We start from the raw sequence: 25,096 nt of genomic DNA, 5'->3' as shown, positions 1-25,096 counted from the left end.
CGTCAGTGCCGCGCTACTGCAATGGCTCAAGCTGCCATCAGCGCATTTTCCAGAATTTGGATGTCGCCAAAGCCGTCCATCAGCGCGACATCCACACGCATATCGACGTCCAGACGCCCCATGTGAATAGCCGCATATTCTTGCACTGCACGCATTAACCGTTGCTGCTGTCGATAGCCCAAAGCTTCGGCCGCTCGACCATGCGTTTTCGACGCCTTGACCTCAATGAAAACCAAGCCTGATGCGTTCTCGGCCACAATATCGATTTCGCCAGATTTACCGCGCCAACGACGCGCCAGAATTTTATGGCCTTCTGATTGGTATTTGAGTGCCACGCTTTCCTCGGCAGCATGACCTGCGAGATAAGATACCTTGCCACTCATTCAGCGTCCTTCCCGATTTTCAGTGCCATTTGATAGACCTTGCGGCGCGGAAGAGCGTTCGCTTGGGCAATCGCATCACTCGCGTCTTTTACAGACATACGCGAAAGTGCGTCCCTTAGCTGCTGCTCAATGGTTTCTTGGTTAACAGCCTCTGAAGTTTGTCGCCCGATGACCGCGACAATTTCACCTTTGAGCTGCCTATTGGACAAAATTTCGGAAACTTCACTCAACGAGCCGCGTATGACCTCTTCGAATTTCTTCGTCAGCTCCCGACAGATCGCAACCTCGCGATCACCGCCCAGCGTTTCGGCTGCATCCGCGACCATGGCCGAGATCCGCTTTGGGGATTCGTAGAAAACAAGTGTTGCCGGAATTTGGCCAAGTTCGACGAGCGCCGATTTCCTTTGGGACTTGGAGTTTGGCAGGAAACCAGCAAACAGAAACCTGTCGGTAGGCAGCCCGGCAATAGTCAATGCCGTCAAAACAGCCGAAGCGCCCGGCGCGGCAAGCACCGGATGCCCGGCCGCAATGGCATCCTTCGATAACTGAAACCCTGGATCAGCCACCAGCGGCGTGCCCGCCTCAGAGGCGTAGGCTACAGATTTTCCGGCAGCCAAGGCATCCATCAACCGAGGCCGCGCCTGCGGCCCATTATGATCGTGATAGGCCACAATTTGGCGGTCCCCGATAGCAATCCCGTGGATCTCCATCAAGTGACGCAGGGTCCGCGTGTCTTCGGCTGCCAGCACGTCCGCCGAAGCCAAAACATCTAGTGCCCGCAATGTGATATCCCGCGCACTCCCGATCGGGGTTGCTACAAAATACAACCCTGAAGAGAGTTTTCCGATTTTTTGAATACCCACTGGACCCATGCCCCTTGTCCTCTATGATCCGCCTCAGCAACCTGCTCTGTGGTCATTGTGTGTCAGGGGGAAACCGAAGTGGCAATCATCAAGTTTTTAGCGCGAGCCTTTAAAGCCGCGAAATGGGCCGCCATTCCGGCAGCAGCTCTGGCGCTGGCCGCGTGCGAGCCGGTAGGCCCTCGGTCAGCTGGCGGATCGGGACCGCGCACCGGATCGGGTGAAACGGTCAAGGTGGCGCTACTGGTGCCCCGCGGCACCGGACAGGCCGGCGACGAGGTTCTGGCGACGGCGCTCGAAAACGCTGCACGCTTGGCGATCGCAGACCTGAATGGTGCGAAGATTGACATGACCGTGTACGGGACAGCCGGCAGCGCAGCAGGCGCGACGACTGCGGCCAGCACAGCGATCAATGATGGTGCAGATATTATCCTCGGGCCGGTCTACGCCGATGCCGCGAATGCCGCAGGCGTTGTCGCTGCACAGCGCGGCGTGAATGTGCTCGCCTTCTCTAACAACCGCACGATCGCGGGCAACAACGTGTTCGTCCTTGGCCCGCTCTTTGAAACATCGGCCATGCGCTTGATGAACTACGCCAAGTCCCAAGGCAAACAGTCTGTCGCAGGCATCTACGCGGACAATCTGGCGGGACAATTGGCGCAACACGCCGTGAATGGAGCCGCTAGCCGTGCAGGTGTGACGGTAACAGGCAGCGTCGTACACCCCTTCTCTCAGCAAGGAATCATTGATGCGATGCCGCAGATCAAGTCTGCAGCGCTGGCAGCAGATAGCGTCTTTCTGACGTCGACCACCGACGGTGCGCTGCCGCTCCTGACTCAGCTGATGCCAGAGAATGGCATCAACCCCGAAGAGCACCAGTACATCAGCCTGACCCGCCTCGATATCCCGCCCCAGACACTCGAGCTGCCAGGCGTGCAGAGCGCCTGGTTCGCGCTGCCTGATCCAGGGCGTACCGCGCAGTTCAACGCCCGCTACCAAGGGGCCTACGGCACCTCGGCGCATTCGATCGCCGGTCTGGCCTATGACGGGATCGCGGCCATCGGCGCTTTGATGGCATCTGGCCGCCAGAACGCGCTCAGCCGTCAGAGCCTGACCCAATCGCAGGGTTTCGAAGGCGTTACGGGCATTTTCCGCCTGAATTCGGATGGAACTAACGATCGTGGCCTTGCTGTTGCAACAATCCGCGATAAGCAGGTGGTCGTAATTGACGGCGCACCGCGCAGCTTCAGCGGTGTCGGGTTCTGATCCGACACCGGTTAAGGGAAAGAAATGACGAAAGACCTGATTTGTCCGGCCGAAGAGATCTTCGACCGGGCAGCCATTGACCAAGCCATCGCAGCGGCTTTCGAGGCTGCAGAAGGCAACTCTTCCGACTTCCGCAAATCGTCGTTCAAACTGCTGATGGAGGCCCAGAAGGCTGGCCGCGCAGCGATCGCCGAGGGCCTAGCCAAGGCCCCGTTCAAAGCGCGCGAAACGACCCATGCCTATACCTATCTGACCGACAGCATCGTCATTGCTGTTTTGAAGATCGCGGCGGAATATATCCATCCTCTTTCCACCCCGACCGAAGGCGAAAAGCTGTCGGTTCTGGCGGTCGGCGGATACGGACGCGGGGATATGGCACCGTTTTCGGACGTCGATCTGCTGTTCCTGACCCCGTATAAAATCACCCCTTGGGCCGAGAGCGTGATCGAAACCATGCTCTACCTGCTCTGGGACCTGCGCATGAAAGTCGGGCACGCCAGTCGCACGATTGCGGATTGCCTGCGTCTGGGCAAAGAGGATTTCACCATCCGCACCTCGCTGCTAGAGCAGCGCTATCTAGCGGGTGACGAGCCACTGTCCAACAAGCTGCACGACCGCCTGCGCGATGACCTGTTCAAATCCACGGGCCGCGAATTTATTGCGGCCAAGCTCGAAGAGCGGGACCTGCGCCATGAAAAGCAGGGCGGCCAACGCTACGTTGTTGAACCCAACGTAAAAGAAGGCAAAGGCGGCCTGCGCGACCTGCAATCGATGTTCTGGATCGCAAAATACGTGCACGGCGTCGATGATGCCGCGGATCTGGTCCCCCTTGGCGTTTTTACTCGCGAAGAGTACGAGATGCTGGTGCGGGCCGAAGATTTCCTCTGGGCCACGCGTTGCCATCTGCATTTGGTCACGAACCGTCCCACCGAGCAGTTGACCTTCGACCTGCAAGTCGAGGTTGCCAGCCGCATGGGCTATGTCGACACCGGCGGACGCCGCGGGGTCGAACACTTCATGCAGGATTACTTCCGGCACGCGACCTCGGTGGGCGATTTGACCCGCATCTTTCTGACCTCGCTCGAGGCGAGCCACAACAAGCCTGGCCCCTCGCTCGCCACCCTGTTCCGCCGCCGCAAGAAGCTGCGAGACGGCTACAAGGAGATCAACAACCGTCTCGCCATTCTGGACGAAGACGCGTTCTTGTCCGATCCCCTGAACTTTCTACGTCTCTTCGACGAAGCCTTGCGTACCGGTTTGCTCATCCACCCCGACGCCATGCGCTTGGTCGTGGGCAATCTGGACCGGATCGACGACAATTTGCGCAATAGCAAAGAGGCGAACAAAATCTTCCTCGGGCTGCTGCTGAAACGCGGCAATCCAGAACGTGCGCTGCGCCGAATGAACGAACTTGGCGTCCTTGGGGCATTCATGCCTGAATTCGCGCCCATCGTCGCGATGATGCAGTTCAACATGTACCACAGCTACACCGTCGACGAGCACACCATCCAGTGCATCAGCCAGATGGCCCAGATCGAACGCCAAGAGCTGACAGAGCCCCTGCCCCTCGCCTCTTCGATTTTCGAAGGGGATGTGAATCGCAAAGTGCTCTACGTTGCGATGCTGCTGCACGACATCGGCAAAGGCCGCCCCGAAGATCATTCGATCCTTGGCGCGCAGATCGCCCGCCGTGTGGCCCCCCGCCTTGGCCTCAAGAAAGAGGAATGCGAGACGGTTGAGTGGCTGGTGCGCTATCACCTGCTGATGTCCGACGTTGCGCAAAAGCGGGACATTTCCGATCCGCGCACAGTCCGCGATTTCGCCAAGGTGGTGAAGAATCGCAAGCGCTTGGACCTGCTGACCATCCTGACCGTCTGCGACATCCGCGGCGTGGGCCCAGATACGTGGAACAACTGGAAGGCGATGTTGCTGCGCCAGCTCCATGCGGAAACCGCCCGTGCGCTGGAACACGGTCTCGAAGAGATCAACCGCGAAACTCGTGGCAATGAGGCCCGCAAAGCCCTGCGCGCTGCCCTGCCGGACTGGAGCGAGGCCGCTTTCAAGCGCGAGACCAAGCGTCATTATCCGCCCTACTGGACCGGACTGCCGCTACAGGCCCACGCGATCTTTGCCGAACTGCTCAAGGACATCCCGGACGACGAAATTCGCATTGATCTGAAGCTGGACGCAGACCGCGACGCGACGCGCGCATGCTTTGCTATGGCGGACCATCCGGGCATCTTTGCGCGTCTTGCCGGGGCCTTGGCGCTGGTTGGGGCAAACGTGGTGGATGCGCGTACATATACGTCCAAGGACGGCTACGCGACCGCCGTGTTCTGGGTGCAGGACGCCGAAGGTCACCCTTACGAGGAATCGCGCCTGCCCCGCCTGCGGTCAATGATCGGCAAAACACTGAAGGGCGAAGTTCTGGCGGGCCAAGCGCTCAAGGACAAAGACAAGTTCAAGAAGCGCGAAAAGGCATTCCGCGTGCCGACCCACATCACCTTCGACAACGAAGGGTCCGAGATATACACGATCATCGAGGTCGACACCCGCGACCGTCCTGGCCTGCTCTATGACCTATCTCGGACGCTCTCGAATGCGAACGTCTACATCAGTAGCGCGGTCATCGCGACCTACGGCGAACAGGTCGTCGACTCGTTCTACGTCAAAGACATGTTCGGGCTGAAATTCCACTCGGCCAGCAAACGAGAAGGTCTGGAAAAGAAGCTGCGCGAAGCCATCGACAAAGGCGTTGAAAGGGCGATTGCGTGAAACCAATCCGGTTGATGTCAGGGTTCCTGACGGTGGGCGGCTGGACCTTTGCCAGCCGCATCCTTGGTTTTTTGCGGGACATGGCGATTGCCTCGATGCTGGGTGCCGGTCCCGTGGCCGAGGCATTTCTGGTCGCGTTTTCGCTGCCCAACATGTTCCGCCGCTTCTTTGCCGAAGGGGCGTTCAACATGGCCTTCGTGCCCATGTTCTCCAAAAAACTAGAGGGCGATGAAAGCCAAGAAAAAGCGCGTGTCTTTGCACAGGATGCGTTTGCCGCGCTCGGCTCGACTCTGATTGTATTTACGGTCATTGCGCAGGTCTTTATGCCCGCCCTTGTTCTGGCCATGGCCAGCGGCTTTGCGGGGGACGAGCGGTTCGATCTGGCGGTGCTGTATGGGCGGATCGCCTTTCCCTACATTCTGCTGATCTCGCTGGCGGCGCTGCTTTCGGGTCTCTTGAATGCGACGGGCAAATTCTTTGCTGCTGCCGCAGCCCCCGTGGCCCTGAATATCATCTTCCTTGGAGCTTTGGGCCTTGGCTACCTTCTGGGTTGGGATCCCGGTCTGACCCTGTCCTGGTCCGTCCCAATCGCGGGCCTGATCCAGATGGGCATCGTTTGGCGCGCGGCGGCGGCAGAGGGTTTTCGGCTTTATCCGCGCCTGCCCCGCATCACCCCAGAGGTAAAGCGGCTGGCGATCATCGCAGGTCCCGCAGCCTTGGCTGGCGGCGTCGTGCAAGTGAACCTACTGATCGGCCGACAAGTCGCGAGCTACTTCGAAGGGGCAGTCGCGTGGCTGAACTATGCCGATCGCCTGTACCAACTGCCGCTCGGCGTGGTCGGGGTGGCGATCGGCGTTGTGTTGCTGCCTGATTTGTCCCGCCGCCTGCGTGCGGGAGACACGAGCGGCGGGCGTGATGCCCTGAACCGCGCTGCCGAGGTCTCTTTGGCACTGACTGTTCCAGCCGCCGTTGCGCTGGTTGCAATCCCTGACGCGCTGGTGACAGTCCTGTTTCAACGCGGCGCTTTCGAGATCAGCGATACCAGTGCAACCGCGCTCGCCGTGGCCGTCTATGGCCTAGGTCTGCCTGCTTTCGTCCTGCAAAAGGTCCTGCAACCCCTGTTCTTTGCCCGCGAAGACACCAAGCGCCCTTTCTACATCGCGCTTGCCTCTCTCGCGATCAACTTCGGAATGGCGGTTGGGCTGTCTCCGATCATCGGCTTTATCGCCGCCGCATGGGGGACGACTCTGGCGGGGTGGGGCACTGTCCTGCTGCTCTGGTTCATGTCCCGCAAAATGGGCGAAGCGGCCCAGATGGACGCACGCTTTCAGAATCGGATTGTCCGTATCGTTCTCGCCTCGCTCGCGATGGGTGCCATTCTGTATGGACTGAACGCAATCTTGCTGCCGCTGCTTGCCAATCCGGCATGGAAACTGCCAGTGCTTCTGGCCCTCGTAGGGACAGGTATGGTCAGCTATTTCGGGATCGGACAGCTGATCGGTGCATTCCGATTGTCGGAATTCAAGCGCAACTTAAAAAGGTAATGGAACTCTACACCTCGGCTTAAGAGTTCCGCGTCTAAGCTCCCACCATGCAGCCGAGTGGTGGGAGATGAGGCATGCCTAACAAAAGCGCCCTGCGGATCGTAGGGCTACTATTCTGTTCGTCGGGGATCGTGGCATTGGCCGCGCCTCTGCTGGTCTCGATCGCGGTCGAAGTGATTGCGGGCTGGCTCTTTATCTTTATCGGCACGATCCAGATCATCGCCGCGGCGCAATCCATGCATGCCCCCGTGGTCCGAGGAACGCTTGGGCTGGGACTGGTCGCGCTGCTCTTGGGTGTGGTGCTGATTGCAGCGCCTGCAGCAGGAGCGCAGACCGTCACGTTACTGGTGGCGTTGCTGTTTTTGCTATCAGGCACGCTGAAGCTGGCGATCGGGCGTGCATTACACGACCCTCAGGCGGGCCGCGCCTTGTTTATAGCGGGGCTCGCCTCTGCGATGCTGGGGGGATTGCTTGCCCTGATCTTGCCCCAGAACGCAAGCTTGATGCTCGGGCTTATGATTGGAACAGAACTAATCTCGAACGGGATCGTTGTGCTAACAATCGCCAGTTCAACCCAGATCAATCAGAGCGCTGGCGCAGCTTATTCAGGATCTTGGTCCAACCCCCGGGGCTGACCGCGAAGGACAGCAGGAAACCAGCCACAAAGCCGCCAATATCCGCAACCCAGTCCTTGGGGCCACTGAACAGCACAGCAAACACCAGCTGAATCCCCAGCAGCATCCCGATCAGGGAAAACGCCCGCACCTGCGCTTCGCCCATCTGACCGAGCCGGAGCCACAGCACATAAGTGAAGGCCCCGATCAAGCCATAAGCGCCTGGATATGCGCCAAACAGTAACCGGTCACCACCGACGAAAACGGCGTAGATCACGGCGCCGCAGACCGTCGCCACCAAGAAAACTGCGAGCGTTGCGATTGCCCCGAAAGCTTCGCCGACCATTTTGCCAAGCGCCAGCACAAAGACACCCGCGAACAAAGCGTGGGTAAAGGTGCCATGCACAAAGGCGTAGGAGACAAAGCGTTTCAGATGCTCTGGCGGGAATATCCCGTTCTCGAACATCCACCAGAAGACGCGGGGCGAGAAGCCGTATTCCTCGAGCGCGGACATACGCCAGCCGACCCCCATGGCCCCGCCAACGATCCCGCGATCAGCCAGCGACAGCACAGCCTCGATGCCGACGAGTACCAGAAACAGCGCCACAATGTAGGGCGGCATCGGGTTGATAGGACCATTATGCGGGGGGGTGTTCATGGTGCGATCCTTGACGTTGCCTTTGAGCAGGGGGTAAGCGATGCAGGCCTTAAAATCCAGACGGAGAATTCCGATGACTGCAGCCACCCATACCCCCCGTGTGTTTTCGGGGATCAAACCTTCGGGCGGTTTGACACTGGGGAACTACCTCGGTGCGATCAAACGCTTTGTGGACATGCAGGGACAGGACTACGAGACCATCTATTGTGTCGTGGACCTGCATGCGATCACCGTCTGGCAAGATCCCGCAGAACTCAAGCACGCAACGCGCGAAGTTGCCGCCGGTTTCATTGCCTCTGGCATCGACCCTTCGAAATCGATCCTGTTCAATCAGGCGTCGGTCCCGCAGCACGCGGAGCTTGGCTGGATCTTTAACTGTGTCGCGCGTGTGGGCTGGATGAACCGCATGACTCAGTTCAAGGACAAAGCTGGCAAGAATGCCGAGAAAGTGTCCTTGGGCCTGTACGCGTATCCTTCGCTGATGGCAGCGGACATTCTGCTGTACCACGCGACCCACGTCCCGGTGGGCGAGGATCAGAAGCAACACGTCGAACTGACCCGCGACATCGCCTCGAAATTCAATAAGGACTTCAAGGCCGAGGACTTCTTCCCAATGTGCGAGCCTATCATCGAAGGCCCCGCCACCCGCGTCATGAACCTGCGCGATGGGTCGAAAAAGATGTCCAAGTCCGGCGAGTCGGACATGGAGCGCATCAACATGACCGATAACGCCGACACCATCGCCAAGAAGTTCAAGAAAGCCAAAACAGACCCCGAGCCCCTGCCCGAGTCACTAGATGGCTTGAGCGAACGCCCCGAGGCGCGCAATCTTGTGAACATCTACGCCGCTTTGTCCGAGACAAGCAGCGAGGCGGTGATCGCAGAGTTTGGCGGCGAAGGCTGGGGCAAGTTCAAACCTGCGCTGGCCGATCTGGCCGTGGAGAAACTGGCGCCAATCTCGACAGAGATGAAGCGCCTGATGGACGATCCCGCAGAGATTGACCGCCTCTTGCTGAAAGGCTCGGACCGCGCCAAAGAGATTGCAGAACCCATCCTGCAAAAAACCTACGACATCGTCGGTCTACTACGTCCCGGCATGTGATCGGGCAAAGGTGAACGAATTCGTTACGAACTGCCTTTTAGGATCGAGACGATTTTAATTACCTGACCCTTGCCGATCAGGCGTTTCTCTTAGATCAGAGCCCTCGCGATTTGCGGGGGCTTTTTCCGTTGGGTCCCAAGCCTTGGCGTTCTGGATGGCAGCCAGTGCAACGGGGTATTTACACCAAGAAAGAGGCTGCGCGCTTGCCAGCGAACACAGGGCAGTGCAAAGTTCCCCCTTAGTCGGGAGGACTATGATGCGCAAATTCCTTGTTGTTTTGGATGATACTCGCGAGTGCTTGAACGCGATGCGCTTTGCGGCGATGCGCGCGGCTCATACGGGCGGCGGCGTGACAATTCTGTCGATTATTCCACCAGATGAATTCAATCATTGGATCGGCGTCGGGGACATCATGCGTGAGGAAACCCGCGAACGCATTCAGGCGCACTATGAGGTTTTCGCCAAGTGGATGCGCGACAAACAGAATGTCGACCCAGAGCTTGTGATCCGGGAAGGCGAGGCAGTGCCCGAGATTTTGGCACATGTTCGCGAGGATGAAGAGATTGGTGTTCTTGTGCTGGGTGCAGGATCTGGCAAAGGCGGACCGGGCCCACTGGTTACGCAATTGACCCGTTCCGCAGGGGAATTGCCCATTCCGTTCACCATCGTGCCCGGTGACATGAGCAAAGAGCGGCTTGAAGCGATCACCTGATCTGCACCATTTAGAATGTTTCTAAACCTTGACAGTCGGGCGGTGCGCCCGCATATCCATTGCTGAGTTAACCGGAGGCCCCCTGATGTTCATCCAGACTGAATCGACCCCGAACCCGGCGACGTTGAAATTCCTGCCCGGGCAGGCGGTTTTGGAAGTTGGCACTGCAGATTTCCCAAGCGCGGACACTGCTGCCAAATCGCCTCTGGCCACCCGTTTGTTCGCTGTCTCTGGCGTTTCGGGCGTATTTTTGGGCAATGACTTTGTCACTGTAACCAAGTCTGACGATGTCGAATGGGACCACATCAAGCCCAACCTGCTGGGTGCGATCATGGAGCACTTCCAGTCTGGCGCCCCTGTGATGGACGAAGGCGAGACTGCGTCGTCCGGTCACGCGGAGCACACCGGTGAGGACGGCGAAATCGTCACCCAGATCAAAGAGCTGTTGGACACCCGCGTGCGTCCCGCTGTAGCTCAGGACGGTGGCGACATCACTTTCCACGGGTTTGATCGCGGCGTCGTCTATCTGCACATGCAGGGCGCCTGCGCCGGCTGCCCCAGCAGCACTCTGACCCTGAAAATGGGGATCGAGAACCTGCTGCGCCACTACATTCCCGAAGTGACCGAAGTCCGTCCCGTCGCTGTTTAACGATGGTTTGGACTCTGGCGTTTGACACATCGGCCGCGCATTGCGCGGCCGCTTTGCTGAACGGGGATCAGTTGGTCGCCGCGCGTGCTACGGAAATGTCGCGCGGACAGGCAGAGCATCTGGTGCCCTTGATTGAAAAGGTTCTGGCAGAGGGCGGATGCGCTTGGGCAGACCTCGGCGTGATCGGCGTGGGCATCGGGCCCGGCAATTTCACCGGAATCCGGATATCGGTCTCTGCAGCGCGCGGAATGGCCATGGCCTTGGGCATTCCGGCAGTGGGCGTATCGACGCTGGACGCGACAGCTTTGGATGCCCCGCGCCCTGTGCGAGTGCACGTCCCTGCCCCGCGCGACCAGATCTACGAGCAAGGATATGGCTGCGCGCCCGAGGCGCCGTTGATGCGGGTCAAGACCACGGACGGCGAAGTGCCCGCGCTCTTGCCCCCTGCCCCTGTGGAACTGGCGGAACGAATTGCAAGGGTTGCCCTGACTCGCGCGGCATTCGAGACAGAGGCGCCTGCGCCGCTCTACCTACGCGCAGCTGATGCGGCTCCCGCCAAGGACGCGCCGCCAGTCATCCTGCCGTGACACCGGACGCGCTTGCCACTACCCACGGACGCGCCATGACCGAGACCAAGGCATGGAGCGCTAAAGATTTCGCTGACCTCTTGGGGCAGAACGGCGTTTTCGTTGTTGGCGACTCCAACAGCTTCGCCTTGGGCCGCGTGATGTTTGATGAAGCCGAGCTTCTGACCATCGTGACCGATCCCGCCCATCAAAAGCGCGGCTTGGGGATGCGCGCACTCTCAGCATTTCACGAAAAAGCGCAGCGGCTTGGCGCAGCGTCAGCCTTTCTCGAAGTGTCCGTCGAAAACAGCGCGGCGACAGCGCTTTACCGACGCGCGGGCTGGAAAGAGGCAGGCAAACGCAAGGCCTATTACCATTTGCAGGACGGCCGCGTGGTCGACGCACTGGTGATGTCGCGGTCACTCGCCGATTGAACGCAGGGTCAACTGACCAAACAATCAAAAATTCTATTGACCCTTCTGGATGGGTCGGCACTAAATTGGGCAGAGCCGGACCAGACGAGTCCGCAGCCGAAAGGTGCGCCAAGCTGTAGGGCAGCACCTCGTCCAACAGGAGACTATCATGACCATGATGCACAAATTTTTTGGCGCCGCTGCCGCGCTGGCCCTGACCGCAGGCGCCGCCGCAGCCGAGCCCGCGCTGATCTATGATCTTGGCGGCAAGTTTGACAAAAGCTTTAACGAGGCTGCGCACACTGGCGCGCAGAAGTGGGCCGAAGAAACCGGCGAAACCTACCGCGAGATCGAGCTTCAGTCCGAAGCCCAGCGCGAGCAGGCCCTGCGCCGCTTTGCCGAGGCCGGCGCAAACCCGATCGTCATGGCTGGCTTTGCCTTTGGCAGCGCGCTGGACGAAGTGGCAGACGACTACCCCGACACCAAATTCGCGATCATCGACATGGTGACCGACAAGCCGAACGTGCGCTCGGTCGTTTTTAACGAGCACGAAGGCTCGTATCTGGTCGGCATGCTGGCGGCGATGAAGTCCGAGTCCGGCACCGTTGGCTTCGTGGGCGGCATGGACATCCCGCTGATCCGCAAATTCGCATGCGGCTATGTTCAGGGTGCCAAGGCGGCGAACCCCGATGCGACCGTCATCCAGAACATGACCGGCACCACCCCTGCCGCGTGGGGTGACCCTGTGAAGGGCGCAGAGCTGACCAAAGCCCAGATTTCGCAGGGCGCGGACGTTGTGTACCACGCAGCAGGCGGCACCGGTGTTGGTGTTCTGCAGGCGGCAGCGGACGAGGGCATTCTGGGTATCGGTGTGGACAGCAACCAGAACTACATGCACCCCGGCAAAGTTCTGACCTCGATGCTGAAGCGCGTGGACAACGCGGTCTACGAGGCATTCTCGGCGGGCACCGATCTGGAAACTGGCATTCAGGTCATGGGCATCGCGAACGGCGGCATTGGCTATGCAATTGATGAAAACAACGAAGCGCTGATCACCGCAGAAATGAAAGCCGCTGTCGACGAGGCAGCCGCAAAAATCGCAAGCGGTGAGCTGGTCGTGCACGACTACATGGCCGACAGCACCTGCCCGGTCGAGTAAGGCGCACATGGTTTCCAACCAACATACGGGGCGGCCAGACATGGCCGCCCCTGATGCTGCCAAAACTCCGGCGATCGAGCTGCGCGGTATCTCGAAATCCTTTGGCCCTGTCCAAGCAAACAAGGACATCTCGATCCGTGTGATGCCCGGCACGATCCACGGGATCATCGGGGAAAACGGCGCGGGGAAGTCGACCCTGATGTCGATCCTCTATGGCTTTTACAAAGCGGACTGGGGCGAAGTTTTTATCAACGGCACCAAGACCAACATCACCGACAGTCAGGCCGCCATTGCGGCGGGCATCGGCATGGTGTTCCAGCACTTCAAGCTGGTTCCGAATTTTACCGTCCTCGAGAATGTAATCCTCGGGGCAGAAGATGGCGCGCTCTTGCGTCCTTCACTGGCCAAGGCGCGCAAAGAACTGACCGCTCTGGCCAAAGAATACGAACTGAACGTGGACCCTGACTCGGTCGTCGAAGATCTGAGCGTCGGGCACCAGCAGCGGGTCGAAATCCTGAAGGCGCTGTACCGCCAAGCCGAAATTCTGATCTTGGACGAGCCCACGGGCGTCCTGACCCCCGCCGAGGCGGATCACCTGTTCCGCATTCTGGAAAACCTGCGCCGCGAAGGCAAAACGATCATCCTGATCACGCACAAACTGCGCGAGATCATGGAAATCACCGATACCGTCAGCGTGATGCGCCGCGGCGAGATGACAGCAACGGTCAAAACGGCCGAGACCAGCCCAGAGCATCTGGCCGAGCTGATGGTCGGTCGCAAAGTGTTGCTGCGCGTGGACAAAGTGCCCGCCGTTCCGGGCGCGAAAATCCTAGAGATTGAGAACCTGCAAGTACGCGACAGCTCTGGCGTCGAACGGCTCAAGGGCATTGATCTGGATATCCGCGCGGGCGAAATCCTTGGGATCGCAGGCGTTGCAGGCAATGGGCAGTCCGAGCTTCTCGAAGTTCTTGGCGGGATGCGAGACGCGAAGGGGACTATCCGTTTGAACGGACAGCCTCTACCTCTCTCTGGCGCGGGTGCGGACGCCAGTGCGCGCCGTCACTTGGGCATCGCGCACGTGCCAGAGGATCGTCACCGCGAGGGTCTGATCCTAGACTTCCACGCATGGGAAAACGTCGCCTTTGGCTACCACCGCGATGAAAAGTACCAGCGCGGCCTGTTTATGGACAACGATGCGCTGCGGCAGGACACACAGGCCAAGATGGCCAAGTTTGATGTGCGTCCGCCCGATTGCTGGCTCTCGGCCAAAAGCTTTTCAGGTGGCAACCAGCAGAAGATCGTGGTCGCCCGCGAGATCGAGCGCAATCCTGACCTACTGCTGATCGGCCAGCCCACCCGTGGCGTGGACATCGGCGCGATTGAGTTCATTCACGAACAGATCATCGCTCTGCGCGACCAAGGCAAAGCGATCCTGCTGGTCTCTGTCGAGTTGGACGAGATCTTTGCTCTGTCCGACCGGATTGCGGTGATGTTCGACGGACAGATCATGGGCTTCCGCGATCCCGCAACCACTGATGAAAAAGAATTGGGTCTGATGATGGCCGGTATTACCGACACCCGTGACCCCGTTAGCCAAGAGGCGTCCCAACATGGATAAGATGCCCCGTTGGGCGGATGTTTTCCTAATCCCGCTCATTTCTCTTTTGCTGGCGGCGGGCCTGTCCGCGCTGGTCATTCTGGCCATTGGTGAAAACCCGTGGGCCGCAGTCAAGATGATGGTGTCTGGCGCCTTGGGCTCGACCTATGGCTGGGGGTACACCCTGTACTACACTACCAACTTTATCTTTACCGGTCTGGCGGTTGCGGTGGCCTACCACGCGCGCCTGTTCAACATCGGTGGCGAGGGTCAGGCGATGCTCGGCGGCCTTGGCGTGGCGCTGGCGTGTTTGTACCTGCCCCTGCCCCACTGGCTGCTCGCCCTGCCCGTTGCCGCAATCGGCGCGGCACTTTTTGGCGCGGCGTGGGCTCTGATCCCAGCCTACCTACAGGCCAAACGCGGCAGCCACATCGTGATCACGACGATCATGTTCAACTTCATCGCAGCAGGCCTGCTGAACTACTTGCTGGTGAACCTGCTGAGGCCGGTCGGCTCTATGGATCCCGCCACCGACAAATTCCCCGAAGGCACGCACCTGCCAACCCTGCACGACTTGCTGGCCCCGATCGGCATCGAGTTTTCCAAAGCCGCGCCTGCTAACGTGACATTCGTTGTAGCGCTGCTGGCTTGTCTGGCGGTTTGGCTGCTGCTGTGGCGCACTCGTCTGGGCTATGAAATCCGCGCGTTTGGACATTCGGAGCCTGCGGCGGTCTACGCAGGCATCAACCCTGTCAAAATCACGATGATCGCGATGCTGATCTCGGGTGGCCTTGCCGGATTGATGGCCGTGAACAACGTCATGGGCGAAGCGGAACGTCTGGTCCTGAACGCCGTCGAAGGCGCTGGCTTCATCGGGATCGCAGTGGCACTGATGGGCCGCAATCACCCGTTCGGCGTGCTGATCGCAGCATTGCTGTTCGGCTTTTTGTATCAGGGCGGCGCAGAACTGGCGCTGTGGACCAGCATACCGCGAGAATTGATCGTGGTGATCCAAGCGCTGGTGATCCTATTCACAGGCGCGTTGGATCACATGGTCCGAATGCCGCTGGAACGCATCTTCCTGTCCCTGCGCAAAGGAGCCTGAGAATGGATTTTCTGACACTTATCCAGATCCTCGACTCCACAATCCGTCTGGCAACCCCGCTGCTGTTGGCCTGTCTCGCTGGTTTGTACAGCGAGCGTGCGGGCGTTTTCGACATCGGGCTAGAGGGCAAGATGCTGGCTGCGGCCTTCCTTTCTGCTGCTGTGGCTTATGTGACCGGTTCTGTCTGGCTGGGGCTGCTGGCAGGCATTGGCGCGTCGATGCTGCTCGCTTTGGTGCACGGGCTGGCATCAATCACCTTTCGCGGCAATCAGTTGATCTCGGGGGTTGCGATTAATTTCCTTGCTGCCGGTCTGACTGTCCTTGTGGCGCAGAGCTGGTTTCAACAAGGCGGGCGCACGCCCAGCCTCATGGGCGGTGCGCGGTTCGAGCCGATCAACCTGCCCTTTGCCGATACCTTGTCTGGCGTGCCCTTCCTCGGGCCGATCTACGGCGATTTGATTTCTGGCCATTCTGTGCTGGTCTACATGGCGTTTGCGCTGGTGCCGATCACGTGGTGGGTTCTCTTCCGTACCCGCTTTGGTTTGCGCCTTCGCGCTGTGGGCGAAAACCCTGCGGCGGTCGACACAGCGGGCGTTTCGGTAACCCGCCTGCGCTACGCAGCAGTATTGATCTGTGGCGTGCTTTGCGGGGTGGCTGGGGCCTATCTGGCAACGGGCCTGCAAGCGGGCTTCGTCAAAGATATGACAGCAGGCCGTGGCTTTATCGCTTTGGCGGCACTGATCTTTGCAAAGTGGCGTCCTTGGAATGCACTCTGGGCCTGCCTGCTGTTCGGGCTATTACAAGCCGTTGCCCTGCGCTATCAGAACCTTGACCTCGGCGGGATCGTCATTCCGGTTCAGGTGATGGACGTCCTGCCCTACATCCTGACGGTCATCTTCCTTGCTGGGTTCGTGGGCAAGGCAATCCCGCCCCGCGCAGGCGGCGAGCCCTACGTCAAAGAGCGTTGAAATGAACGGGGCCCGCGCGGCCCCGTTTCTGCAGTGCAACACGTCCGACACGAAGCTATTGGGCGCGTTGCGATTTTCTTGTGCTCTGCACAGGACACACGCTACGGTGAACCATGCAGATCTACCTCCCGATTGCCGAAGTTTCAGTCAACGCGTTCCTCCTGCTTGGGCTTGGGGGAATCGTGGGTCTTTTATCTGGCATGTTTGGTGTTGGTGGCGGCTTTCTGATCACGCCACTCCTATTCTTTATTGGCGTTCCACCCGCCGTGGCCGTGGCCACCGGCGCGAACCAGATTGTCGCTTCGTCTTTTTCGGCGTTGATGGCGCACCTCAAACGCAAGACCGTTGATTTCAAGATGGGCTCGGTCCTCATGGCGGGCGGCCTCGTTGGCTCGGCGCTCGGGGTATACGTGTTCACCTTGCTCAAGCAGCTTGGGCAAGTGGACCTGTTGGTGAACCTCTTTTACGTGGTTTTTCTCGGCATCGTCGGTGGCCTGATGATGATCGAGAGCTTGAACGCTCTGCGTAAGTCCAAACGCCAAGGCCCGACCAAGAGCAAAAAGCGTGGCCGCGGCATCGCGCAAACACTGCCGCTCAAGATGCGGTTTCGCGCATCGGGGCTCTATATCTCGGCCATTCCGCCTTTTCTCGTCGGACTGTCGGTGGGCATCCTGTCCGCGATCATGGGCGTGGGCGGCGGCTTTATCATGGTCCCCGCGATGATCTATATCCTCGGCATGCCCACCAAGGTGGTGATCGGCACGTCGCTGTTCCAGATCATCTTTGTGACCGCATTTACCACTTTGCTACACGCCACGACCAACTACACCGTCGATATCGTACTCGCCCTGCTCTTGCTGGTGGGCGGCGTCATTGGTGCGCAATTCGGCACGCAGATCGGCGCAAAGCTCAAGGCGGAGCAACTGCGCATCGCGCTCGCCGCGCTCGTGCTGCTGGTCTGCGGCAAGCTGGGGCTTGATCTGTTGCTGACTCCGTCCGACCTCTATTCGATCGGGACGTCGTGATGCGACTTCTAGCTTCCCTCATCGCATTTTGCCTCCTCGCCCTCCCCTTGCAGGCCGAAGAACTGGTACTTGGCCTGAGCCAAGAAGAGGTGCGGATCACCACCCGGTTTGATGGCTCCGACATCCTGATCTACGGTGCGATCAAACGCGACCTCAGCGCTGTCGATCCCGAAGAAGAGCCCCTGCACGTCATCATTACCGTTGCCGGTCCCTCTGGCCCCACAACAGTTTGGCGCAAAGAGCGTGTGGCAGGCATCTGGATGAACACCGACTCCGTTGAAATCGACCGCGCCCCCAGTTTCTACGCCGTCGCCACCACCGGCCCACTGTCAGAGATCCTGTCCGAGACCGAAGATCTGCGACACAAAATTTCTATCCCCCGCGCCATCCGTTCTGTCGGCGCCCCGCGAGAGATTGAAGATGCAGAAAGCTTTACCGACGCGCTGATCCGAATTCGAGAACGCAATGGCTCTTACCTGATCAACGAGGACTCCGCCGAACTCCGAGAAAGCACACTGTTCGACACACGGATCACACTGCCTGCGAACCTGACCGAAGGTGAATACACCACCCGTATTTTCGTGACACGAGAGGGCGCTGTCCTGACCCACGAAGAGGCTCCAATCCTTGTCCGCAAAGTCGGCTTGGAACGCTGGCTGTTCACCTTGTCCCGCCAGCAGCCCCTACTCTACGGCCTACTCAGCCTCGCTCTCGCGGTTGCCGCGGGCTGGGGTGCATCCACCTTTTTCCAGTTGATCCGCCGCTGACTTCTTTTTGCTGAAAATACTCCGGGGAGTGAATTGCGCAACACGCAAGAGAGGGGCAGCGCCCCTCTTACTCCGTAAAGTCCATCTGCAAGGGCGCGGGCGTACCGCCCAAATCCGCGACGCTGAGTGGCCCACTTGGCTTGGACAAGCGCGGGCGCACAACCCAATAAAGCCGCTCTGACGCGCGGGTCACAGCAACATATGCCAGCCGCTTCCACAGAGGTTGCCCCGCTTCGGTTCGTCCCATCCGCGCTGCGGCATAGATATCAGGAGCAAAAACCTGAACGTCTGTCCACTGCGATCCCTGCGCCTTGTGGATCGTCACCGCCGCGCCATGCAAGAACGCAGCCCCCATCCGCGCTGCAAAGGGGATAAACGGCTCTTCCTCATCCGGCTTCTCGATTTTCACGATCGACGCCGCCGAGACCTGAGGCTCCTCGGCCCCCAAAACGTGCAGTCGAGAGAAACCCGGCTTGCGGCCAGGCCCCAGATAGACAACCTGCGCACCCTTAATCAGGCCACGCGCCTCTAGATCAATACGCTTTTTTCGGTGCTTCAGAGGCAATTCGATACCATCGCAGATTAACGGCTCGCCCTCTAAAAGCTCGGTCTCGGGCGCGCCGTACACACTACGGAAGGCATTGATCAGGCGGATACGCGTCGCGTTGCGCCACACCAGAACCGGACTACGAGCCATCAGGTCAACCTCGACCCTCTGGCCCCAGACCACGCGATCATCCTCGCGGGCTTTTTGTTCGATCAGGCGCTCGAAATCTTCAAATCCTAAGTCCGGATCGGCGAGCGCATGCGCAATGTCGAGAATCGGGCTGTCGTTCTGCTGCCGGTGAATGCGGTTCAAATGCATGACAGCAGGCTCGGGCAGCTTATCGAACACCATCTTGCCCGACTGGTTCACTGGCGCGAGCTGCGCCGGATCGCCAAACAGCATCAGCGTCGGAAAGATGTCGCGCAGATCGTCAAACTGCCGGTCATCCAGCATCGACGCTTCGTCCACCAGACCGATGTCCAGCGGGTGCTCACGGCGCTTCCATCCGGTGATAAAGTCCGAGCCCCGCAATCCAGCAGCCGCCAAGGCCCCCGGCACAGACTTGTGCAGCTCGTAGCTCGCCTTGGCGCGCTCGAGTGCTTCGTCAGTCAGCGCTTCGATCTCTGGCCGCTCGGCATTGCCCGCCAGCCATTCGGCCACGCGTTCAAATTCGGGATCATAAACGGGGCTATAGAGAATGCGATGGATCGTGGTCGCGGGCACCCCGCGCATGCGCAGAACGCTGGCTGCTTTGTTTGTCGGCGCAAGGATCGCGAGCGTCCGGCGTTCCTTTTTCTTGCGGCCCTCGTAGTCGCCAGAGACAATCTCGACGCCAGCTTCCTCTAGCGCTTTGACGACTGCGGCCAATAGCATGGTCTTACCGGACCCCGCCTTGCCGGTAATGCCAAGAATAGATTGCTTTTCCTCGACCAAAGGCGTGAGGATACCGTTGTCCAGATCCACCCCGACCCCGCGCATCAGCTGCGTGATACGGTCGTGGGCCTCGGCCTGATCTTCGGAAAAGGTAATGCTAGGAACGCTCATGGCGCGGACACTACACAGGGCCACGACCCAACGGAACTGACAAAACGCCTAGACCAGAATGAAGCCGTGGGAAATCGCCTTGGCCACAGCGTGGGTGGTGTTGGCGGCGTCCAATTTTCGGCGCGCAGACTCGATATAGGCCCGCAACGTGTGTTCGGAAATCCGGAGCGTTTCGGCAATCTGCGCGCGGCTCAGACCCCGCGCGAGAAAAGACATCGCGTCCACTTCGCGCGGTGACAGACCTTTGTACGGATCATTGTGCGTCTTGGGGCACATCTCCAGCACGCGCGCGTTCAGGAAATGGCAAATTGTCAGGACATCGACCTGCAAGCGCTGCCACTTTTCGCGCCACTCCTGCCCGCTCTCACAGCCGCACAGGCTAAGCGCCGCGTATTGTCCGCGCGGGCCACGGATCGGAACGGTGTAACCCTGAGGCCCTAGCCCGTTCGACAGAGCTACCTGATAAATGATCTGCGACTGGCGGCTGGACCAGTCTAAATCCTGCCAGTTGACGGGCATATGACTGTTGTAACACGCCATGATGATGGGGTCGTGCCGATCCATTCCGCGCGTGAAGTACTCTTCGCTCCATGCCTTGGGAAAGGTGCCAAACAAGCTCACACCTCCACCGGGCGCCATCACGAAAAAGGCGCAGTGCGTTGTTCCAAAGTAGTCTTTTAGCCGGCAGACAAACGCATCTAGATCGTCTTCGTCCTGAATATCCCGAATTTGATCCAACAAAGACGCAACGGATGTGTCCAACACAACGAAACTCCTGACAATGAAAACTGCGGAGACGCGCTAGATAAAATTCGCAGCCCGCAAAACAATATAAATAAACAATTGCAGAGTGCGTTCACGGGCCTATGACTGCAAGGGTTTAATTGTTGCTAACATATAAAATTACAAAAGCACGATAGAAAAAACCGCACATCCAAAGGATGCACGGCTTTGTTTTTCTAGTCTGCGGGGCGCGTCTTACTTCGCCTCGAGCGCCTCTTCAAAGGTGCGCAGGCCAGTCTTCGGCGCCTGAACCAACACAGCCATGTTGCCGGGCTTGTGTTCGTTGCGCAGCATTTTGGTGTGTGCCTGCGGAATCTGCTCCCACTCGAACACTTCGGACATACAGGGGTCCAGACGACGCTCGCACATCAGACGGTTCGCCGAGGCAGCCTGTTTCAGGTTCGCAAAGTGCGAGCCCTGCAGACGCTTCTGGTGCATCCACATGTAGCGCACGTCGAAGGTACAGTTGAAGCCAGAGGTGCCCGCGCAGATCACAACGATACCGCCCTTTTTCACGATCAGAGTCGAAACCGGGAAGGTCGATTCACCGGGATGTTCGAAGACCATGTCCACATTCACACCCTTGCCGGTGATGTCCCAGATCGCCTTGCCGAACTTGCGCGCCTCTTTCAGCCACGCATTGTATTCGGGCGAGTTCACGGTGGGCAGCTGACCCCAGCAGTCAAATTCCTTGCGGTTAATGACGCCTTTGGCACCCTGATCAAGAACGAACTGACGCTTGCTCTCGTCCGAGATAACGCCAATTGCGTTCGCACCTGCAGTATTCGCCAGCTGGATAGCGTACGAACCCAGACCGCCCGATGCCCCCCAAACCAGAACGTTCTGGCCAGGCTTCAGCTCGTGGGGGTGGTGACCGAAAAGCATCCGGTATGCGGTCGCCAAGGTCAGAGTGTAGCAGGCGCTCTCTTCCCAAGTCAGGTGCTTGGGACGGGGCATCAGCTGCTGGGCCTGAACGCGGGTGAACTGAGAGAACGAGCCGTCACCGGTTTCGTAGCCCCAGATGCGCTGAGTCGGAGAGAACATCGGGTCGCCGCCGTTGCACTCTTCGTCGTCGCCGTCGTCCTGGTTACAATGGATGACAACTTCATCACCCACCTTCCAGTTTTTCACTTTATCGCCAACGGCCCACACAATCCCCGAGGCGTCAGAGCCTGCGATGTGGTAATCTTGCTTGTGAACATCAAAGGGCGAGATCGGCTGGCCGAGACCTGCCCAGACGCCATTATAGTTAACACCGGCAGCCATCACGAGGACCAGCACTTCGTGGCTGTCGATTTGCCAAGTGTCTACGACCTCTTTCTGGAACGAAGTTTCCGGTTCGCCGTGACGCTCGCGGCGGATCGCCCAAGCATACATTTTCGGGGGAACATAGCCTAGGGGCGGCATTTCGCCCACTTCGTACAGTTCCTTTTCCGGCGCATCGTAGGGGGCAATCCCAGTGTTTGTATCAAGTGCCATCGTCGTGCCTCCATGCTCCCGAAGTTTCGGGGGTAAACTCTCTTCTGCGGCGCAGAATCGCGCTGCCTCTGCAGCATGGATATAATCGGCCACGCAACATCGCAACTGTTTTCACGCGTCATTTTGAAATTTTATGTCGCGACCAAAGTCGAATGCTGCGCGAGCATCTTGAAAAATAGGGGTTTGCGCCGCATCGCGGCGAATTGACAGCGCCATATAATTCCAAGTACTAAGACACGAACGCAAGAAAATTGCTGAACCGTATTCATTGCGAGGCACCGATGACCGAGACTCAGAAAGACCGCCCCTGGCTGATCCGCACCTATGCTGGCCACTCGACCGCAGCCGCGTCGAACGCCCTTTATCGTGGTAACCTGGCCAAGGGTCAGACCGGTCTCTCGGTCGCATTCGACCTGCCCACCCAGACCGGCTACGACAGTGACCACGTCCTGGCCAAAGGCGAGGTTGGCAAGGTTGGCGTGCCCGTTTGCCATCTGGGGGATATGCGCACCCTGTTCGACCAGATCCCGCTGGAACAGATGAACACCTCTATGACCATCAACGCGACGGCGCCTTGGCTGCTGTCTCTTTATATTGCGGTGGCAGAGGAACAGGGCGCGGACGTCTCCAAGCTGCAGGGCACTGTCCAGAACGACTTGATCAAGGAATACCTGTCGCGCGGGACTTATATCTGCCCGCCCAAGCCTTCGCTCAAGCTGATCGCGGACGTGGCCGAGTACTGCTACCAGAACGTGCCCAAGTGGAACCCAATGAACGTGTGTTCCTATCACCTGCAAGAGGCCGGTGCGACGCCCGAACAGGAACTCGCCTTCGCTTTGGCCACCGCGACCGCCGTGCTGGACGAATTGCGCCCGCGCGTCCCCGCCGAGGATTTCCCGACGCTGGTCGGCCGCATCAGCTTCTTCGTGAACGCTGGGATTCGCTTTGTCACCGAGATGTGCAAAATGCGCGCGTTTGTGGACCTATGGGACGAAATCTGCCTAGAGCGCTATGGTGTTGAAGAGGCGAAGTACCGTCGTTTCCGCTATGGCGTTCAGGTCAACAGCCTTGGCCTGACCGAACAGCAGCCTGAAAACAATGTGTACCGTATCTTGATCGAGATGCTGGCCGTGACCCTGTCGAAAAAGGCCCGCGCCCGCGCTGTGCAGCTGCCCGCATGGAACGAAGCGCTTGGCCTGCCCCGACCGTGGGACCAACAGTGGTCCATGCGCATGCAGCAGATTTTGGCCTACGAGACTGACCTTCTGGAATACGAAGACCTATTTGACGGCAACCCCGCTGTGGACGCCAAGGTTGAAGCCCTGAAAGAAGGCGCACGCCAAGAGCTGGCGCAGCTGGACGGCATGGGCGGTGCCGTCAGCTCGATCGAATACATGAAGGGCCGACTGGTCGAATCGAACGCGGATCGCCTGAACCGTATCGAAAAGAACGAGACCATCGTCGTTGGCGTGAACAAGTTCCAGCAGGGCGAACCCAGCCCGCTGATGGGCGAGGACGGTGGCATCATGGTCGTCGATCCCGCCGTCGAGCAGGAACAGATCGCACGCCTGAATGAATGGCGCGCCGAGCGGGACGAAGCCGCCGTACAGGCCGCTCTGGCCGAGCTACGCGAGACCACCAAAGCTGGCGGCAACGTCATGCCCGCATCGATCAAAGCGGCCAAGGCTGGCGCGACCACCGGTGAATGGGCCGCAGAGATGCGCGCCGCCTTTGGCGAATACCGCGGTCCGACGGGCGTCGCGCGCGGCATCTCGAACAAGACCGAGGGGCTGGACGACATCCGCGAGGCAGTGGACGCAGTCAGCGACAAGCTGGGGCGCCGCCTGAAGTTCCTAGTGGGCAAGCCCGGCCTTGACGGTCACTCGAACGGAGCAGAGCAGATTGCCTTCCGCGCGCGCGACTGCGGGATGGATATCGAGTACGAGGGAATCCGCCTGACACCCGAAGAGATCGTAAAAGCCGCCCAAGAGGATGACGTCCATGTGGTCGGGTTGTCGATTCTGTCCGGCAGTCATATTCCCCTCGTCGAAGACGTGATGAACCGGATGCGGTCAGCGGGGTTGGGGGACATCCCTGTGGTGGTCGGCGGGATCATCCCTGACGAAGACGCACAGCGACTGCTTGGGTTTGGTGTGGCCAAGGTTTACACCCCCAAGGACTTTGAATTGAACCGGATCATGATGGATATCGTGACGCTGGTTGATCCAACACCGGTTGCCGCTGAATAACCATCGTTTGCGGCGGCTGGAGCGTCCGTGACGTTGAGTATTTATGCAAAGCAGAAAGACGAGGGCTTGCCATTCGGCGGGCCCCGTTCTTTTTTGACCGTCAGGTAAATGCGGGAGACTTAACGATGACGGTACATATTGGCGCAAAGCCGGGGCAGATCGCCGAGACCGTGCTGATGCCGGGCGATCCCTATCGGGCCAAGTGGGCGGCCGAGACGTTTCTGGAAGGCGCCGAGTTGGTGAACGAGGTGCGCGGGATGCTAGGGTTCACCGGGACGTGGCGCGGGCATCGGGTGACCATTCAGGGCAGCGGGATGGGTATGCCGTCGCTGTCCATCTACGCCAACGAGTTGATCAAGGACTATAGTGCGCAGACCTTGATCCGGATCGGGTCGGCCGGGGGAATGCAGCCTCAGGTCAAGATCCGCGATCTGGTAATTGCGATGACAAGCTCGACCTTGTCGACGCCGTCATCGGGGATTTTCCGCGAATTGAACTATGCCTCCTGTGCGGATTTCGGGCTACTGCGGTCGGCGGTTGCGGCGGCAGAAGCGCGTGGGTCGGTGCCCCATGTGGGCGGGATCTATAGCTCTGACGTGTTCTACGACGAGCGCCCCGATCTCAACGAGCAGATGACCCGTCACGGCATTCTGGCGGTCGAGATGGAGGCGGCAGAGCTTTACACCTTGGCTGCGCGCTATGGGCGGCGGGCTTTGGCGATTCTGACGATCTCGGACCATCTGCAGACGGGCGAGGCGCTGCCCTCCGAGGACCGCGAGCGCAGCTTTGGCGAGATGGTCGAGATTGCTTTGGAAGCGGCCTTCGCCTGAC

The 25,096-nt window shown here is 59.3% G+C and carries 23 protein-coding genes; 17 read left to right on the top strand and 6 right to left on the bottom strand.

The genetic code is table 11. From position 1 onward, the window contains the following. Positions 1-26 precede the first annotated feature (26 nt). Positions 27-383: a YraN family protein gene (locus N4A58_RS19125; protein WP_293712730.1), complete on the bottom strand. Its 357-nt coding sequence runs from the start codon at positions 381-383 to the stop codon at positions 27-29. After that, on the bottom strand, positions 380-1,255 hold the full coding sequence (gene rsmI, locus N4A58_RS19120; protein WP_293712728.1) for a 16S rRNA (cytidine(1402)-2'-O)-methyltransferase: 876 nt from the start codon (positions 1,253-1,255) through the stop codon (positions 380-382). The genes N4A58_RS19125 and rsmI overlap by 4 nt, the downstream gene beginning before the upstream one ends. A 69-nt stretch (positions 1,256-1,324) precedes the next feature. Here rsmI and N4A58_RS19115 point away from each other — a divergent pair, with 69 nt between their 5' ends. The 4 genes from N4A58_RS19115 (at position 1,325) to N4A58_RS19100 (ending at position 7,463) form a co-directional block, all read left to right on the top strand. Then, the gene (locus N4A58_RS19115; RefSeq protein WP_293712726.1) at positions 1,325-2,509 is read left to right on the top strand and encodes a penicillin-binding protein activator; all 1,185 of its coding nucleotides are present in this window, start codon (positions 1,325-1,327) and stop codon (positions 2,507-2,509) included. Between the two features lie 24 nt (positions 2,510-2,533). Next, complete coding sequence (locus N4A58_RS19110; RefSeq protein WP_293712724.1) at positions 2,534-5,284, top strand: [protein-PII] uridylyltransferase; 2,751 nt, start codon at positions 2,534-2,536, stop codon at positions 5,282-5,284. Next, a complete protein-coding gene (gene murJ, locus N4A58_RS19105; protein WP_293712722.1) occupies positions 5,281-6,828 on the top strand; it encodes a murein biosynthesis integral membrane protein MurJ in 1,548 nt (515 codons plus the stop codon). The genes N4A58_RS19110 and murJ overlap by 4 nt, the downstream gene beginning before the upstream one ends. 74 nt (positions 6,829-6,902) lie before the next feature. Beyond that, a complete protein-coding gene (locus tag N4A58_RS19100) occupies positions 6,903-7,463 on the top strand; it encodes a DUF308 domain-containing protein (protein WP_293712720.1) in 561 nt (186 codons plus the stop codon). Here the strand turns inward: N4A58_RS19100 and N4A58_RS19095 are convergent. Continuing rightward, positions 7,408-8,187, bottom strand: a complete 780-nt coding sequence (locus N4A58_RS19095; protein ID WP_367177055.1) for a rhomboid family intramembrane serine protease — start codon at positions 8,185-8,187, stop codon at positions 7,408-7,410. The genes N4A58_RS19100 and N4A58_RS19095 overlap by 56 nt on opposite strands. On the opposite strand from N4A58_RS19095, the gene trpS reads away from it, so the two are divergent. The 11 genes from trpS to N4A58_RS19040 all read left to right on the top strand — a co-directional run bounded on the left by trpS (position 8,174) and on the right by N4A58_RS19040 (position 18,163). Continuing rightward, complete coding sequence (gene trpS / locus N4A58_RS19090; RefSeq protein WP_293712718.1) at positions 8,174-9,202, top strand: tryptophan--tRNA ligase; 1,029 nt, start codon at positions 8,174-8,176, stop codon at positions 9,200-9,202. The two genes, N4A58_RS19095 and trpS, sit on opposite strands and share 14 nt — an antisense overlap. Positions 9,203-9,458: 256 nt before the next feature. Then, on the top strand, positions 9,459-9,914 hold the full coding sequence (locus N4A58_RS19085) for a universal stress protein (protein ID WP_072707808.1): 456 nt from the start codon (positions 9,459-9,461) through the stop codon (positions 9,912-9,914). 85 nt (positions 9,915-9,999) lie between these two features. Then, positions 10,000-10,563, top strand: a complete 564-nt coding sequence (locus N4A58_RS19080; protein WP_072707810.1) for a NifU family protein — start codon at positions 10,000-10,002, stop codon at positions 10,561-10,563. A gap of 2 nt (positions 10,564-10,565) precedes the next feature. Beyond that, positions 10,566-11,150 (top strand): tRNA (adenosine(37)-N6)-threonylcarbamoyltransferase complex dimerization subunit type 1 TsaB, encoded by a 585-nt coding sequence (gene tsaB / locus N4A58_RS19075; protein WP_293712715.1) that lies wholly within the window; start codon positions 10,566-10,568, stop codon positions 11,148-11,150. Between the two features lie 35 nt (positions 11,151-11,185). Next, on the top strand, positions 11,186-11,563 hold the full coding sequence (locus N4A58_RS19070; RefSeq protein ID WP_293712713.1) for a GNAT family N-acetyltransferase: 378 nt from the start codon (positions 11,186-11,188) through the stop codon (positions 11,561-11,563). 148 nt (positions 11,564-11,711) lie between these two features. After that, positions 11,712-12,701 (top strand): BMP family ABC transporter substrate-binding protein, encoded by a 990-nt coding sequence (locus N4A58_RS19065; protein WP_072707816.1) that lies wholly within the window; start codon positions 11,712-11,714, stop codon positions 12,699-12,701. 40 nt (positions 12,702-12,741) lie between these two features. Next, positions 12,742-14,319: an ABC transporter ATP-binding protein gene (locus N4A58_RS19060; RefSeq protein ID WP_293712710.1), complete on the top strand. Its 1,578-nt coding sequence runs from the start codon at positions 12,742-12,744 to the stop codon at positions 14,317-14,319. After that, positions 14,312-15,403 carry an ABC transporter permease gene (locus N4A58_RS19055; RefSeq protein ID WP_072707820.1) on the top strand — a complete coding sequence of 364 codons (1,092 nt, stop codon included), beginning with the start codon at positions 14,312-14,314 and terminating at the stop codon, positions 15,401-15,403. Before N4A58_RS19060 ends, N4A58_RS19055 begins: the two co-directional genes overlap by 8 nt. 2 nt (positions 15,404-15,405) lie before the next feature. Then, on the top strand, positions 15,406-16,371 hold the full coding sequence (locus N4A58_RS19050) for an ABC transporter permease (protein WP_293712708.1): 966 nt from the start codon (positions 15,406-15,408) through the stop codon (positions 16,369-16,371). A 113-nt stretch (positions 16,372-16,484) separates the two neighbouring features. Beyond that, positions 16,485-17,396 carry a sulfite exporter TauE/SafE family protein gene (locus N4A58_RS19045; protein ID WP_293712706.1) on the top strand — a complete coding sequence of 304 codons (912 nt, stop codon included), beginning with the start codon at positions 16,485-16,487 and terminating at the stop codon, positions 17,394-17,396. Then, positions 17,393-18,163 (top strand): TIGR02186 family protein, encoded by a 771-nt coding sequence (locus tag N4A58_RS19040; protein WP_293712705.1) that lies wholly within the window; start codon positions 17,393-17,395, stop codon positions 18,161-18,163. Before N4A58_RS19045 ends, N4A58_RS19040 begins: the two co-directional genes overlap by 4 nt. Positions 18,164-18,230: 67 nt before the next feature. Here the strand turns inward: N4A58_RS19040 and N4A58_RS19035 are convergent, their stop codons facing one another. The 3 genes from N4A58_RS19035 to ccrA all read right to left on the bottom strand — a co-directional run bounded on the left by N4A58_RS19035 (position 18,231) and on the right by ccrA (position 22,016). After that, complete coding sequence (locus tag N4A58_RS19035; RefSeq protein ID WP_293712703.1) at positions 18,231-19,754, bottom strand: AAA family ATPase; 1,524 nt, start codon at positions 19,752-19,754, stop codon at positions 18,231-18,233. Between the two features lie 48 nt (positions 19,755-19,802). Continuing rightward, on the bottom strand, positions 19,803-20,519 hold the full coding sequence (locus tag N4A58_RS19030; RefSeq protein WP_293712701.1) for a LuxR family transcriptional regulator: 717 nt from the start codon (positions 20,517-20,519) through the stop codon (positions 19,803-19,805). Between the two features lie 213 nt (positions 20,520-20,732). Further along, on the bottom strand, positions 20,733-22,016 hold the full coding sequence (ccrA, locus tag N4A58_RS19025; protein ID WP_092464044.1) for a crotonyl-CoA carboxylase/reductase: 1,284 nt from the start codon (positions 22,014-22,016) through the stop codon (positions 20,733-20,735). 281 nt (positions 22,017-22,297) lie between these two features. Here ccrA and N4A58_RS19020 point away from each other — a divergent pair, with 281 nt between their 5' ends. Together N4A58_RS19020 and deoD are read left to right on the top strand one after the other, a co-directional pair. After that, positions 22,298-24,265: a protein meaA gene (locus N4A58_RS19020; RefSeq protein ID WP_072707833.1), complete on the top strand. Its 1,968-nt coding sequence runs from the start codon at positions 22,298-22,300 to the stop codon at positions 24,263-24,265. A gap of 125 nt (positions 24,266-24,390) precedes the next feature. Further along, entirely contained in the window at positions 24,391-25,095 is a 705-nt protein-coding gene (deoD, locus tag N4A58_RS19015) for a purine-nucleoside phosphorylase (RefSeq protein ID WP_293712698.1), read from the top strand. The last annotated feature ends 1 nt before the right edge of the window (position 25,096 follow it).

This window comes from Donghicola sp. (assembly GCF_025210255.1).
GTDB classification, from domain to species: domain Bacteria; phylum Pseudomonadota; class Alphaproteobacteria; order Rhodobacterales; family Rhodobacteraceae; genus Donghicola; species Donghicola eburneus.
The sequence above is the reverse complement of the archived record's forward strand: the minus strand, read 5'-3'. Positions and strand labels throughout refer to the sequence as shown.